At 68.6% G+C, this 13081-nt stretch carries 13 protein-coding genes; 7 read left to right on the plus strand and 6 right to left on the minus strand.

Going from position 1 to position 13081, the window contains the following annotated elements:
* Positions 1–56: 56 nt before the first annotated feature.
* Positions 57–911 carry a hypothetical protein gene (locus ETD86_RS14735; RefSeq protein ID WP_138666715.1) on the minus strand — a complete coding sequence of 285 codons (855 nt, stop codon included), beginning with the start codon at positions 909–911 and terminating at the stop codon, positions 57–59.
* 244 nt (positions 912–1155) lie between these two features.
* Here ETD86_RS14735 and serA point away from each other — a divergent pair, with 244 nt between their 5' ends.
* Positions 1156–2745, plus strand: coding sequence for a phosphoglycerate dehydrogenase (gene serA / locus ETD86_RS14740; RefSeq protein ID WP_138666716.1), 1590 nt, complete (start codon positions 1156–1158; stop codon positions 2743–2745).
* 213 nt (positions 2746–2958) lie between these two features.
* On the opposite strand, the gene ETD86_RS14745 is transcribed toward serA, so the two are convergent.
* Positions 2959–3627, minus strand: a complete 669-nt coding sequence (locus ETD86_RS14745; protein WP_211370041.1) for a hypothetical protein — start codon at positions 3625–3627, stop codon at positions 2959–2961.
* A gap of 80 nt (positions 3628–3707) precedes the next feature.
* Between ETD86_RS14745 and ETD86_RS14750 the strand changes: the two genes are divergently transcribed.
* Together ETD86_RS14750 and ETD86_RS14755 are read left to right on the plus strand one after the other, a co-directional pair.
* The gene (locus ETD86_RS14750) at positions 3708–4754 is read left to right on the plus strand and encodes a 3-isopropylmalate dehydrogenase (protein WP_138666717.1); all 1047 of its coding nucleotides are present in this window, start codon (positions 3708–3710) and stop codon (positions 4752–4754) included.
* 223 nt (positions 4755–4977) lie between these two features.
* Positions 4978–6075 carry a branched-chain amino acid aminotransferase gene (locus ETD86_RS14755; RefSeq protein ID WP_138666718.1) on the plus strand — a complete coding sequence of 366 codons (1098 nt, stop codon included), beginning with the start codon at positions 4978–4980 and terminating at the stop codon, positions 6073–6075.
* 4 nt (positions 6076–6079) lie between these two features.
* Here ETD86_RS14755 and ETD86_RS14760 read toward each other — a convergent pair whose 3' ends face one another.
* Positions 6080–6724 (minus strand): O-methyltransferase, encoded by a 645-nt coding sequence (locus tag ETD86_RS14760; protein WP_138666719.1) that lies wholly within the window; start codon positions 6722–6724, stop codon positions 6080–6082.
* 23 nt (positions 6725–6747) lie between these two features.
* Between ETD86_RS14760 and ETD86_RS14765 the strand changes: the two genes are divergently transcribed.
* Together ETD86_RS14765 and cimA are read left to right on the plus strand one after the other, a co-directional pair.
* Complete coding sequence (locus tag ETD86_RS14765; RefSeq protein ID WP_138666720.1) at positions 6748–7383, plus strand: DsbA family protein; 636 nt, start codon at positions 6748–6750, stop codon at positions 7381–7383.
* Between the two features lie 185 nt (positions 7384–7568).
* A complete protein-coding gene (gene cimA, locus ETD86_RS14770) occupies positions 7569–9143 on the plus strand; it encodes a citramalate synthase (RefSeq protein WP_138666721.1) in 1575 nt (524 codons plus the stop codon).
* Positions 9144–9180: 37 nt separating this feature from the next.
* Here cimA and ETD86_RS14775 read toward each other — a convergent pair whose 3' ends face one another.
* On the minus strand, positions 9181–10815 hold the full coding sequence (locus tag ETD86_RS14775) for a heparinase II/III domain-containing protein (RefSeq protein WP_246147907.1): 1635 nt from the start codon (positions 10813–10815) through the stop codon (positions 9181–9183).
* A gap of 119 nt (positions 10816–10934) precedes the next feature.
* On the opposite strand from ETD86_RS14775, the gene ETD86_RS14780 reads away from it, so the two are divergent.
* Complete coding sequence (locus ETD86_RS14780; protein ID WP_138666722.1) at positions 10935–11531, plus strand: HD domain-containing protein; 597 nt, start codon at positions 10935–10937, stop codon at positions 11529–11531.
* Positions 11532–11535: 4 nt separating this feature from the next.
* Here the strand turns inward: ETD86_RS14780 and ETD86_RS14785 are convergent, their stop codons facing one another.
* Positions 11536–11898, minus strand: a complete 363-nt coding sequence (locus tag ETD86_RS14785) for an antibiotic biosynthesis monooxygenase family protein (protein ID WP_138666723.1) — start codon at positions 11896–11898, stop codon at positions 11536–11538.
* 57 nt (positions 11899–11955) lie between these two features.
* Positions 11956–12204, minus strand: coding sequence for a hypothetical protein (locus ETD86_RS14790; protein ID WP_425465634.1), 249 nt, complete (start codon positions 12202–12204; stop codon positions 11956–11958).
* A gap of 72 nt (positions 12205–12276) precedes the next feature.
* On the opposite strand from ETD86_RS14790, the gene ETD86_RS14795 reads away from it, so the two are divergent.
* Positions 12277–13053, plus strand: a complete 777-nt coding sequence (locus ETD86_RS14795; protein ID WP_138666725.1) for a fumarylacetoacetate hydrolase family protein — start codon at positions 12277–12279, stop codon at positions 13051–13053.
* Positions 13054–13081: the final 28 nt, after the last annotated feature.

Below are 13081 nucleotides of genomic sequence, written 5' to 3' on the forward strand. Positions count from 1 at the left end.
GGTTTCCGCGCACGCGGCCTGAGGCCCGGTCGCCCGGGCCCCGGCCGTACGGCTCGTCAGTCGCAGACGTCGGCGCACACGACGTGGGCGCCGATCTCGACCATCCGTTGCTCGCTGCGCGCGTCCGCCACCCTGGCCATGAGGATCGGCGCGCCGCTGGCCGCGAACTGCGGCAGCCGCGCGCGCACCAGGCGGTGCAGGTCGCGTACGACGTCCTCGGCCGCCGACATGTGCACTTTCACGTGCAGCATGATCCCCGGCACCCCGGACGCGGTGCGCGCCTCGGAGATCCAGACGTGGTGCACCAGCGGGAAGTCCATGAGCAGCTGCCCGATCGCCTTGCGCAGGGCAGGCAGTATCGGGTGCGTGCACCGCCGGTAGCCCGGGTCCACCTGCTGCATCGGCCCCGACAGGTGCGGTCGCGGTGCGGGCACCCAAGGGATGGCCGGCGCCTGGGGGACGGGGGCGGCCACCTGGGCCAGCGCGGCACCGCGCGACACGGTGGCCATCGCGCCCGTCGCGTAGGCGGCGGGCGCCGCCCCCGACAGGACGGGAGTGGGCCCCGTGCGCGTCGTGGTGAGGAAGCGCTGGAGATCGTCGATGGGCACGGCCGCGGCGGCTGGTCCGGCCGCGTCGATCACGATCTCCCGCACGCCGGTGACGCGCTGGATGTCCAGGATGGTGTCGGCGTCGCACGCCGACAGGGAATGGCTGCCACGGTGCCTGGCGTAGGTCGCAGGGCTGGTGTAGCCCAGCAACACGCGGTCACCGGCTTGGGTCGTCCCGAGGACGACCGAACGATCTGGTCGCACTGCCACCAGGACACCACCGTCGGCGAGAGCACCCAGCAGGCGGTGGGGACTGCCATGCTGGGCGAGCACGTCGGCAAGCGCAGGATTCCCGATGCTCATATGACGAACCATAGGTAGTTGGCCACGGCTTATCAGGCTAATGGGCAAGAAATCTTCCGATCAAGACAAAGATGGGCGCGAAGTGGATGAGTTTCCGGTGTGGTGGGTACGGCGGAGGCTGTCTCACATGGTGGGTCACTCGTGAACACGTTCACAAGCGCCGGATAGACTCGGTGGGACAGCCGGGGGATCCATCGACGTGTCCCCCGAAGACCCGTCGCAGAGCCCCTAAGGATCCACACCCGTGAACAAGCCCGTCGTTCTGGTCGCAGAGGAACTGTCCGAGGCTGGCCTCGCCGTGCTCGGTGCTGATTTCGAGGTCCGCCACACCGACGGCGCCGACCGTTCTCAGCTGCTGCCCGCCCTCGCCGACGTGGACGCGGTGATCGTCCGCTCCGCCACGCAGGTCGACGCCGAGGCCATCGCCGCCGCGCCCAAGCTGCGCGTGGTGGCCCGCGCCGGCGTCGGACTCGACAACGTCGACGTCGAGGCCGCGACGAAGGCCGGCGTCATGGTGGTCAACGCGCCGACCTCCAACATCACCAGCGCCGCCGAGCAGACCGTCGCCCTCATCCTGGCCAGCGCGCGCAACACGGCTCAGGCCCACGCCGCGCTGAAGAACGGGGAGTGGAAGCGGTCCAAGTACACCGGTGTCGAGCTCGACGAGAAGGTCATCGGCATCCTGGGTCTGGGCAAGATCGGCCAGCTCGTGGCGCAGCGGCTGCAGCCGTTCGGTGTCGAGCTGATCGCCTACGACCCCTACCTGCCGCCGGCCCGCGCCGCGCAGATGGGCGTCAAGCTGCTCAGCCTCGACGAGGTGCTCAAGCAGGCCGACTTCATCACCGTGCACCTGCCCAAGTCCAAGGAGACGCTCGGGCTGATCGGTGACGCCGAGCTGCACAAGGTCAAGCCGAGCGTCCGCATCGTCAACGTCGCCCGTGGCGGCATCGTGGACGAGGCCGCTCTGTACTCGGCGATCAAGGAGGGCCGCGTCGCGGGCGCCGGCCTCGACGTGTTCGCCAAGGAGCCGTGCACCGACAGCCCTCTGTTCGAGCTCGACCAGGTCGTCGCCACGCCGCACCTGGGCGCCTCCACGCACGAGGCGCAGGAGAAGGCCGGCACCCAGGTCGCGCGGAGCGTGAAGCTGGCACTGGCCGGCGAGTTCGTGCCGGACGCCGTCAACGTCCAGGGCGGCGCGGTGGCCGAGGACGTCAAGCCGGGCCTGCCGCTGGCGGAGAAGCTGGGCCGGGTGTTCACCGCCCTGGCCGGCGAGGTCGCCACCAAGCTCGACATCGAGGTGCGCGGCGAGATCGCCTCCCACGACGTGCGGGTGATCGAGCTGGCCGCGCTCAAGGGCGTGTTCGCCGACGTGATCGAGGAGCAGGTCACCTATGTCAACGCGCCGCTGCTGGCAAAGGACCGCGGCATCACCGTCGAGCTGGTGACCAGCTCGGAGAGCCCTGACTGGCGCAACGTGGTGACCGTGCGCGGCGTGCTCGCCGACGGCCGTCAGGTCTCGGTGTCGGGCACGCTGTCCGGCCCCCGCCAGATCACGAAGATCGTCGAGGTCAACGGCTACGAGATGGAGATCGAGCCGACGGCCCACCTCGCGTTCTTCACCTACACCGACCGGCCCGGCATCGTCGGCGTGGTCGGCCGCCTGCTCGGCGAGCACGGCGTCAACATCGCCTCGATGCAGGTGGCCCGCGCCACCAAGGGCGGCAAGGCGCTCATCGCGCTGACCGTCGACTCCGCGATCCCGGCCGACGTGGTCGAGCAGATCGTGAACGAGATCGGCGCCGAGAGCGGCCGCTCGGTGGACCTGGAGGACTGAGCCCGCGCGGGTCTCACGCAAGGCCGCCGCCCTCAGGGGTGGCGGCCTTTGTTGTCTCAGCATGCGAGATACTAGGACATCCAACGAGATGCTCGGGTAGTGTAACTACAAATGCGCCAGGTGCTCGTACTCATTACCTGCCGCGGCGAGGCCTGTTAGGGCAGGTCGACGACTCGCCGCGGTGAGCGGCGTGCGTCGGCCGATAAGTCCCTTTCACTGGTCCGTGACCCGGACCGACGAGATCAGGCCCGGTCGGATTCGCGACCGGAATCCGAAGTCCACTTTGGAACGCGCCCGCGAAACGAGATGAGAGACATGTACGAGATGGATGCCTGGACCCGTGCCGAGGAATACGCCGACGAGGCCGCGGAGGCCGTGCAGACCGCCCTGGACCGCAGGGACAACGGCGGCGCGCCTCAGGATTCCAGCCGGTAGAACGCCGCCGCCCGCTTCATCCCCGGCAGGACCTTGACGATCCGGGCCACGATGCGGTGGGGCGTCGACAGACGGTCGAACCCGTCGACGGCACTCCCTCGCCAACTCGGCCGGGCCCTCGATGGCCCAGTGGAGTGTCGCCCCGGCCCTCTGGACGGGCTTGTTGAGCTTCTGCAGGCGCAGGCCCAGGCGGTTCATGGCGTCGGGATGCGCGTGCAGGAACTCGGCGGCCCACCGGTCCATGAAGCGAGCCCTGAGCGCGACGGCCGGCGCCGTGCGGGCGGTGATCCCGGTCTTGCTGAAGTCGTGGTCGATCCGCTCGATCACCTCGGCGGCCGGCTCGTCGCCGAGTATGGGTCTCGGCGACCTGGCGTCGAGCGCCCTGCCGTACAGGGTGGCGAGGAGGGTGGCTTTCTCCTCGGTGAAGTGCACCTTTTCCGGTGACATGGACCTCCCGCCCTCCAACAGCTTGTCCGAAACATGAGATGATGTGTTCGTCAGACGAGACGAGCCGGTAAGGTACCGCCATGGATTCGCGTAACATCCGCCTGGCCGTCATCCCCGGAGATGGCATCGGCACCGAGGTCGTGGCCGAAGGACTCAAGGTCCTGGAGGCCGTGGGCACCAAGATTGAGCAAACCCACTACGACCTGGGGGCAGCACGCTACCACCGCACCGGCGAGACGCTGCCGGACGCGGTGCTCGCAGAGCTGCGCGGTTACGACGCGATCCTGCTCGGCGCCATCGGGGACCCCAGCGTGCCGCCGGGCATCCTCGAGCGCGACCTGCTGCTCCGCCTCAGGTTCGAGTTCGATCACTACGTCAACCTGCGGCCGGTCAAGCTGTTCCCCGGTGTCGAGACCCCGCTGGCCGACACGCCGGCCGAGAACATCGACATGATCGTCGTCCGCGAGGGCACCGAGGGCCTCTACGCGGGCACCGGCGGCACGATGCGGCGCGGCACGCCCCACGAGATCGCCACGCAGGAGTCGCTCAACACCGCCTACGGCGTCGAGCGTGTGGTGCGTTACGCGTTCGAGAAGGCCAAGGCGCGGCCGCGCAAGAAGCTCACCCTTGTCCACAAGACCAACGTTCTCACCTATGCGGGCGATCTGTGGCAGCGCACGGTCAACCGGGTGGCGGAGGAATACCCTGACGTCACGACCGACTACTGCCACATCGACGCGGCCTCGATGTTCTTCGTGACGCAGCCGGAGCGGTTCGACGTGGTCGTCACCGACAACCTGTTCGGCGACATCATCACCGACCTCGGCGCGGCCATCGCCGGTGGCATCGGCCTGGCCGCCAGCGGCAACATCAACCCCGAGCGGATCACGCCCAGCATGTTCGAGCCGGTGCACGGCAGCGCGCCCGACATCGCCGGGCAGGGCAAGGCCGACCCGACCGCGACGATCCTGTCGGTCGCCATGCTCCTCGAGCATCTCGGCCTGCACGCCGAGGCGGCCAAGGTCGAGCGGGCGGTCGCCGACGACATCGTGGAGCGGCTGGCCGGTTGGGCGGGCCGCAGCACCCACGAGATCGGCGACGACATCACCGCGCGAGTATCCGGCTAGGACCGCCTAGTCCCGAACGCGCCTGGCGGTCCCAAGAAGGGCTGCCAGGCGCTTTTTCATGTCTAAACGGTCGAACACCCCTACCGGCCGCATGTCATCCCATATAGCGAGACAATAGAAAGTACGAGCTGGCCCCCGGCAGTGCCCGCCAGCACCCTCGCGGATCCGCAGGTCCGCAGGATTCGGTAGATTTCGCAGATTCGCAGAGAGAAGGACCGCCGTCATGACCATCGCTCAGAAGCTCAGCTTCGACGTGCAGCTATCCGACCACGCTCGCACCGCGGCCGAGCGGGAGCAGGTACTGGCGAACCCCGGATTCGGGCAGGTCTTCACGGACCACATGATCTCGATCGACTACACCGAGGGGCAGGGGTGGCACGACGCCAGGCTCATGCCGTACGGGCCGCTCTCCCTCGACCCGGCCACCTCGGTCTTCCACTACGCACAGGAGCTGTTCGAGGGGCTCAAGGCCTATCGCCAGGTCACCGGCTCGATCGTGATGTTCCGCCCGTACGCGAACGCCGGCAGGTTCAACCGCTCGGCCGCCCGCATGGCCATGCCCGAGCTGCCCGAGGAGACGTTCGTCGAGTCGCTCGAGCTGCTCGTCGAGACCGACAGGCAGTGGGTGCCCACCACCGAGGGGCACAGCCTCTACCTGCGGCCCTTCATGATCGCCACCCAGGCGGGGCTCGGGGTCAACTACCCGTCGAAGACGTACAAGTACATGGCGATCGCCTCGCCGGCGGCCTCGTACTTCACGGGCGGCATCAAGCCCGTCTCGGTCTGGCTCTCCACCGAGTACACCCGCGCCGCCCCCGGCGGGACCGGCTTCGCCAAGTGCGGCGGCAACTACGCGGCGGCGTTCGTCGCCCAGCGGGAGGCGGTGGAGCACGGCTGCGACCAGGTGGTGTGGCTGGACTCCGGCGCGCACGAGTACGTCGAGGAAATGGGCGGCATGAACCTCTTCTTCGTCTTCGGCAACAAGCTCGTCACCCCCTCTCTGACCGGCACCCTGCTGCCTGGCATCACCCGGGACTCCATCCTGGAGCTCGCCGGTGACCTCGGCCTGGAGACCGAGGAGCGGCTCATCTCGGTCGACGAATGGCAGTCCGGGTGCGAGTCCGGCGAGCTGACGGAGGTCTTCGCCTGCGGGACGGCGGCCGTGATCACCCCGGTGGGGTCGGTGAAGGGTGCCGACCGCGCGTGGACCATCGCGGACGGCACCCCCGGGCCGGTGACGATGCGGGTGCGCGAGGAGCTCGTCGGCATCCAGTACGGCGCCCGCCCCGACACCCACAACTGGGTTCACAAGATCGTCTAGCCCGTCACTTCTTCCTGATCAGCGTCATCCCGTCCGCGACCGGCAGCATGAGCACGGTGACCCGGGGGTCCTCGATCACCAGATCGTTGAACTCCCGGATCTCCACGGTCGTGGCCTCGTCGTGGGCGGGGTCGGCCACGTGCCCGCTGCGCAGCGTGTTGTCGGCGATCAGCAGCCCGCCGGGCCGCATGCGGTCGATCAGCAACTCGTAGTAGCCGGGGTAGTTGCCCTTGTCGGCGTCCAGGAAGGCCAGGTCGATGGTCTGGTCGAAGGCCGCCAGCGTGTCCATGGCCGGCCCCAGCGTGAGCGTCACCCGGTCGGCCACGCCGCCCTCCGCCCAGTAGCGGCGGGCGATCGACGTCCACTTCTCGCTCACGTCGAAGCAGTGCAGCCGCCCGCCCGACAGCCCACGGGCGATGCACAGGGACGAATAGCCGGTGAACGTCCCCACCTCCACGGCCACGTCAGGCGCCACCAGCTGGGTGATCATCGTGAGGAAGAGGCCCTGGTCAGGAGGGATCTGCATGCCCGCGAAGTCGCCGGCGACCTCCATGGTCTCCTTGGTCAGCGCCTCCAGCAGGGGGTCGGGCCTGGTGGAGTGCTCCAGGACGTACTGCGCGACGGCGGGAGTGATGAGATTGGCCTTCATAGGGCCACGATAGGGTCTCGCAAATGATGAAGCGGTTTGCGGCTGTTGTGGTTGCATGCGGAGTTCTGTCCGTGTTGTTGTTCTCCCAGCCGGGCAAGTCCTCCGGAGGGGTACAGCTGAGCAGGCAGGCGGACGGCTCCATGGTGCTGGCGGACAGGTCCAGCGACGCCCCAGTGCTGGACATCTTCGAGGACTACGACTGCCCGGTGTGCAAGGACATGCACGCCAAGGTCGACGCCACGATCCAGCGGCTGGCCCGCGAGGGCAAGGTCAGGGTCGTCTACCACCCGGTGACGATCTTCCGGGACGAGCCCATGCGCTCCAACTCCGTCCGCGCCGCCGCGGCCGCCCGCTGCGTCCCCGAGGCGAACTGGCTGGCCTTCCGCGACGAGCTGTACGCCATCCAGCCCGCGCCGCACGGCGTGGCGTCCGGGTTCACCGTCGAGGAGCTGGTCAAGGCGGCCAGGAAGGCGGGTGCGGCGGTCGACGAGTGCGTGACGTCGCAGTCGTACGCGAAGGCGCACCTCGAGCAGTCCGCCACGATCGGGCTGGAGGGCACGCCGACCCTGGTCCTGGACGGCCGGATGCTGGGCAACGAGGCGTTCGACGCCGCCGCGCTCGAACAGGCCATCATCGGGGGCACGGGCGTCGAGGTGTGACACGAATGTCCCAAAAGGCGAGACCGTTGTGCCGAATGGTGAATCCCTATGGCAGACTGGGCGGCACCATGTTCTACGGTCTGCTCATTATCGGCAGGCGCGCTGGCTGACACAGGGACACCGCCAGCGCGCAGACCTCTCACGTCCGTGAGGGGTCTTTTTGTTTTCACGGAAAAGAGAGGCTCATGGCCGACGACCGCTTCCACGTATACGACACGACCCTGCGGGACGGCGCACAGCAGGAAGGGCTCAACCTGACCGTCGCCGACAAGCTCGCCGTCGCGCGTCACCTGGACGGGCTGGGCGTCGGCTTCATCGAGGGGGGCTGGCCCGGCGCCAACCCCAAGGACACAGAGTTCTTCAGGCGCGCTCGAACAGAGCTCGACCTGAAGCACGCGCAACTCGCCGCGTTCGGTGCGACCCGCCGGGCCGGTGTGAAGGCAGCCGACGACCCATTGGTAGCCGCTTTGCGCGAATCCGGCGCGCCGGTCGTGACCCTTGTCGCCAAGAGTCACGACCGGCACGTGGAGCTGGCCCTCCGCACGACTCTCCAGGAGAACCTCGCGATGATCCGCGACACGGTCTCCCACCTCCGTGCGGAGGGGCAGCGGGTCTTCCTCGACGCCGAGCACTTCTTCGACGGCTACAAGTCCAACCCAGCCTACGCGCTGGAGGTCCTCAGGACCGCCGCCGAAGCCGGCGCCGACGTCATCGCCCTGTGCGACACCAACGGCGGCATGCTCCCGGACGAGCTGGCCGACATCGTCCACGAGGCCGTCCAGGCCGGCGCCCGCGTCGGCATCCACTGCCACGACGACACCGGCTGCGCGGTCGCCAACACGCTGGCCGCCGTCAAGGCTGGCGCCACCCACGTGCAGGGCTGCGCCAACGGCTACGGCGAGCGCTCCGGCAACGCCAACCTCTTCACGGTCGTGGCGAACCTCCAGCTCAAGCGGGGCTTCGACCTGGTGCCCCCGACCGCGCTCGCCGACATGACGCGCATCGCGCACGCCATCACCGAGGTCACCAACGTCACCCCCAACTCCCACGCCCCGTACGTCGGCATGTCGGCCTTCGCCCACAAGGCCGGCCTGCACGCCAGCGCCATCAAGGTCGACCCCAACCTCTACCAGCACATCGACCCGGCCGCCGTCGGCAACGACATGCGCATGCTCGTCTCCGACATGGCAGGCCGCGCCTCCGTCGAGCTCAAGGGCCGCGAGCTCGGCTACGAGCTGACGCCCGAGCACACCAAGACGCTGGTCGAGCGGGTCAAGGACCTGGAGTCCAAGGGCTTCACGTTCGAAGCCGCGGACGCCTCCTTCGAGCTGCTGCTGCGTGACACCGTGGCCGGGGAGCGCAAGCGCCACTTCGACGTCGAGTCCTGGCGGGTCATCGTCGAGCGCACGAAGGGCGGCGAGCTGGTCAGCGAGGCCACTGTCAAGGTGCACGCCAAGGGCGAGCGCATCGTGGCCACCGGCGAGGGCAACGGCCCCGTCAACGCCCTGGACAAGGCCGTCCGGCTGGCGCTGGAGCAGCTCTACCCCGAGCTGGCCAAGCTGGAGCTGGTGGACTACAAGGTCCGCATCCTCGAGGGCACCCACGGCACCGACGCCATCACCCGCGTCCTCATCACCTCCAGCGACGACACGACCGAGTGGGCCACGGTCGGCGTCGCCGAGAACATCATCGACGCCTCCTGGCAGGCACTGGAGCAGGCGGTCACGTACGGCCTGCTGCGTGCCGGCCGCGACTGCTGAAAGCCGTGCATGCGGCCGGCACGCCGGCCGCCTCCGGCTAGAACAGGTCGGCCGGGAACGACACGCCCTCGACCGTGACCTTCCCGCCCGAGCACGACACCTTGGGGTCGTCCGCGCCGGGCACGATCACCGTCAGCAGTGACGTGGCCGCCGGCGACACGACCACGTTGGTCGGCTTCTTCGACAGGTACGTCGGCGACACCCAGCCGAGCTTCCCGCCGCGCTCCACCTTCTGCCCCGAGACCCGGTCGCAGGAGGCGGAGAACTGCACCAGCGTGACCTTGAACTTGCCGTCGCCGAGCACGACCTCGCCACCGCGGTTCGAGATCACCTTGAACGACGGGTCGAACCGCCACATGTTCTTGACCTTCTTGCCGCCCGACGCCGTGTCCAGCACGGCCATCACGTCCTCGCCGTGGTTCACCAGCACCGACCGGGTCCGGCTCACGCCGTACGCCTTGTCGGTCAGCCGGAACGACTGCCGGTCCGAGCCGTACTCGGCCTTCGTGAGCGTGGAGGACGTGCGCGGCCTGAACCGGGCCCCGACCACGGCCGGGACGTTGTGCGCCTCCGGTGACATCGTCCAGTAACGGTACGAGCTCTTCTCGTAGGAGTGGAAGCCGCCGTCGACGAGGATGTCGCGGCCCTGCGCGTAGTACGTGACGCCCAGGTGATCCTCGTGCCCGTGGAACTTCATGCCCGGCCCGTACCTGATCGAGTAGTACGCCGAGTCGGGCTTGCCCCAGGCGGTCCGGCCGAACACGTAACCCGCCCGGTACGCCTTGACCTCCTGCTTCGGCGTGCCGGTCTCCATCTTCGGCTCGGTCTCGGCGCTGCCGTCCCCAAGAGGCGCCATGTAGCCGTTCGGCATGGTCGCGTGCGCGATGAAGTCCTTCAGCGCCTCCGTCCGCGACGCGATCGTGCCGGGGACCTTGCGGTCGCAGGACTTCATGATCGTCATGGCGAACTGGAGCCGGCTGTAGACGTAGACCGCGTACCGCGGCGCCTGCTCCATCAGCGCGCCCTGCGCGTCCACATCGAGCTTCACCGTGCCGGTGAGGCGTCTGGAGGCCAGGTCCGCCCAGTCCTCGCGGCCGTACCTGCAGCCGATGCCCATGAGCGCGATGTCCTGGTCGATGCCGTGGTTGTGGCCCTTCTTGTACAGGCGCGGGTCCGACAGGAGCTTGGCGTGCACGGCCAGGCTGTCCTTCAGCCAGCTCTCCTTGACGTGCCTGCTCAGGCAGAGCAGCGGCTGGGTGCGGAGCGAGACCGGGTGGTCCTTCCACACGTACGGCTGGGTGCCGCGGGCGCCGTACTTGTTGTTCGCCACCCAGTCCTTGGCGATCTCCTCGGCGCGGTTGAGGTAACTGCGCTCGCCGGTGTTCTCGTACTCGACGACCAGCGTGCCCATCCAGCGCAGCGACTGGAAGACGAACTCCCACGAACGGTTCTTGTAGGGGCTCGCATCCCAGTTGATCTTCTTGCCCAGCTTGTACGCCGGCAGGCCCACCAGCGTGAGCTCGCCCCTCATGACCTCCTCGGCCGTCGGCGTGCCGGGCAGCCAGTCGCCCTGGCACTCCGCGGTGCGGGTCACCTTGTCGTCGGCCTGAGCAGGACTCACGAGCCCGCCGAACGCGAGCATGAGGGCAAGAGGTATCGCGAGCCGGCGCACGCCAGTTCCTTTCGGGACAAAAGATGAGGGCGCAACATGCTGTCCGAATGACGATCAACTGGTCAAGCTGCGTGCCCGATTCGTTAACGGTGCGATGCTCCACTGGCATGCTGGTGTTCGTGACATTCGACGACCTCGTGATCCCCGACACGCCCGCCTGCCGCGGCGCGCTCGAACTGGCCGGCCGTTACCACTCGCCGTCGCTGCTCAACCATTCGATCCGGGCCTACCTGTGGGCGGCCGCGTACGCGCAGGACAACGGCATCGCGTTCGACGCCGAGCTGCTCTATGTGTCGGCCATGCTGCACGACATCGGACTGGTCGCCGAGTTCGACAGCCACACGGTGCCGTTCGAGGAGGCGGGCGGGCACGTGGCCTGGGCCTTCGCCGCCGGGGCCGGCTGGTCGCCCGAGCGCAGGACCCGCGCGGCCGAGGTGATCGTCCGGCACATGTGGGACGAGGTGCCGGTGGCGGAGGATCCCGAGGGGCACCTGCTGGAGCTGTCCACCGGCATGGACATCTCCGGCCGCCGTACCGATGAGATCCCCGCCGACGTGCGGCGGGAGGTGCTGGAGCGCTACCCGCGGCTGGAGATCGCCAAGGAGTTCGCCGTGTGCATCTCCGAGCAGGGCGCGCGCAAGCCCGCGAGCATCGCCGCGCGGTTCGTGGCGGGCGGCGTCCTCGACCGCGTCGCGCGCAACCCGCTGGACGCGTAGAGCGCTAGGCCTTGGGACCCGCGGTCTCGGCGACTTCGAAGGTCCACACCTCGGAGCCCGTCGCCGCGGGGCCCTGCCCGTGGCCGTGCCCGTGCCCGTGGCCCTGACCCTCGCCCTGGGCGGAGGCGGCGGCCTGGGCGTGCCCGCGGGCGAAGGACTGGCTCGACTGCCACTTCTGGAAGTCTTCCTCGCTGCGCCAGCGCGTGTAGACGAGGTACCGCTCCGTGCCCTCCACGGGCCTGAGCAGCTCGAACCACTCGAACCCGTCGGCCGACTCCACCATCCCGGCCCGGTTGGAGAAGCGCCGTTCGAGCTCCTCACGCATGTCGGCGGGCACGGACAGCACGTTGATCTTCACGACGGACAACGGGAACCCCTCTCGTGAGCGCAGCTGAAGGCTCCAGGCTAACGCTCGCCACCCTGGTCATTTGCGCTTCAGCGACAGGCCCAGCACATTCACCTCGCCCGTCTCGGCGATCCGCCCGGCCAGGAAGCCGACCGCGCCGAGCGCGAGCACGAGCACGAACGCGCCGCGGCCGCCGAACGCGCCCACCACCCCGAGAACGATGCCGAAGGCCATGCCGACCAGCGGCGTCCACTGGACGTTCTTCATGCCACCCCAGCTAACCGCTGCAATGCTGGTAATGCACTGCAACACGGACTCCAGCCGCATTTATGGACGGCTCATGACCCCTCCGACGTCGAGGTGGGCGGACCCCCGTGGCGGCGGCGATAGCCTTGTCGGGTGCGTATAGCGAGGTTCTCCACAGGCGAAGGCGTGTCGTTCGGCGTGGTCGAAGGCGGCCCGGGCGAGGAGTTCGTCTCCACCGTCGCCGGCCACCCGTTCGGCCAGGTGCAGTTCACCGGCGATCGGTTCCCGCTCAGCCAGGTGAAGCTGCTGGCCCCGATGTTGCCGAGCAAGGTGATCGCCATCGGCAGAAACTACGCCGAGCACGCGCGCGAGATGGGCAACGACGTGCCCGACGAGCCGCTCATCTTCATGAAGCCGTCCACCTCGGTGATCGGCCACGGCGAGAACATCGCCTACCCCACGACGCTGTCCGACCGCGTCGACTACGAAGGCGAGCTGGCCGTGGTGATCGGCAGGCTCTGCCGGGAGGTCCCGGTCGAGCGGGTCAAGGACGTCATCTTCGGCTACACCTGCGCCAACGACGTCACCGCCCGCGACCTGCAGAAGAAGGACGTGCAGTTCACCCGGGCCAAGGGGTTCGACACCTTCTGCCCGCTCGGGCCGTGGATCCAGACCGACCTGGACGCGAGCGACCTGGCCCTGACGACCACGGTCAACGGCGAGGTGCGCCAGAGCGGCCGCACCAGCCAGCTCATCCACGACATCCCCGCGCTGGTGGCCTACGTCAGCGCGGTCATGACGCTGATCCCCGGCGACGTCATCCTGACCGGCACCCCGGCCGGCGTCGGCCCGCTCCAGATCGATGACGAGGTCAGCGTCGGCATCGAAGGCATCGGCACACTCACGAACAAGGTGGTCTCCCGTGACTGATCTACGGGTGCGATTCGCCCCGTCCCCA

This window comes from Nonomuraea turkmeniaca (assembly GCF_005889735.1).
In the GTDB taxonomy this organism is placed as follows: Bacteria; Actinomycetota; Actinomycetes; order Streptosporangiales; family Streptosporangiaceae; genus Nonomuraea; species Nonomuraea turkmeniaca.

Bases quoted from the DNA above. Each gene is read 5' to 3' on its own strand.
- ETD86_RS14735 (WP_138666715.1), bottom strand. From the start codon at position 911: ATGAGCATCGGGAATCCTGCGCTTGCCGACGTGCTCGCCCAGCATGGC.
- ETD86_RS14745 (WP_211370041.1), bottom strand. From the start codon at position 3,627: ATGTCACCGGAAAAGGTGCACTTCACCGAGGAGAAAGCCACCCTCCTC.
- ETD86_RS14750 (WP_138666717.1), top strand. From the start codon at position 3,708: ATGGATTCGCGTAACATCCGCCTGGCCGTCATCCCCGGAGATGGCATC.
- ETD86_RS14755 (WP_138666718.1), top strand. From the start codon at position 4,978: ATGACCATCGCTCAGAAGCTCAGCTTCGACGTGCAGCTATCCGACCAC.
- ETD86_RS14760 (WP_138666719.1), bottom strand. From the start codon at position 6,724: ATGAAGGCCAATCTCATCACTCCCGCCGTCGCGCAGTACGTCCTGGAG.
- ETD86_RS14765 (WP_138666720.1), top strand. From the start codon at position 6,748: ATGATGAAGCGGTTTGCGGCTGTTGTGGTTGCATGCGGAGTTCTGTCC.
- cimA (WP_138666721.1), top strand. From the start codon at position 7,569: ATGGCCGACGACCGCTTCCACGTATACGACACGACCCTGCGGGACGGC.
- ETD86_RS14790 (WP_425465634.1), bottom strand. From the start codon at position 12,204: ATGCGGCTGGAGTCCGTGTTGCAGTGCATTACCAGCATTGCAGCGGTT.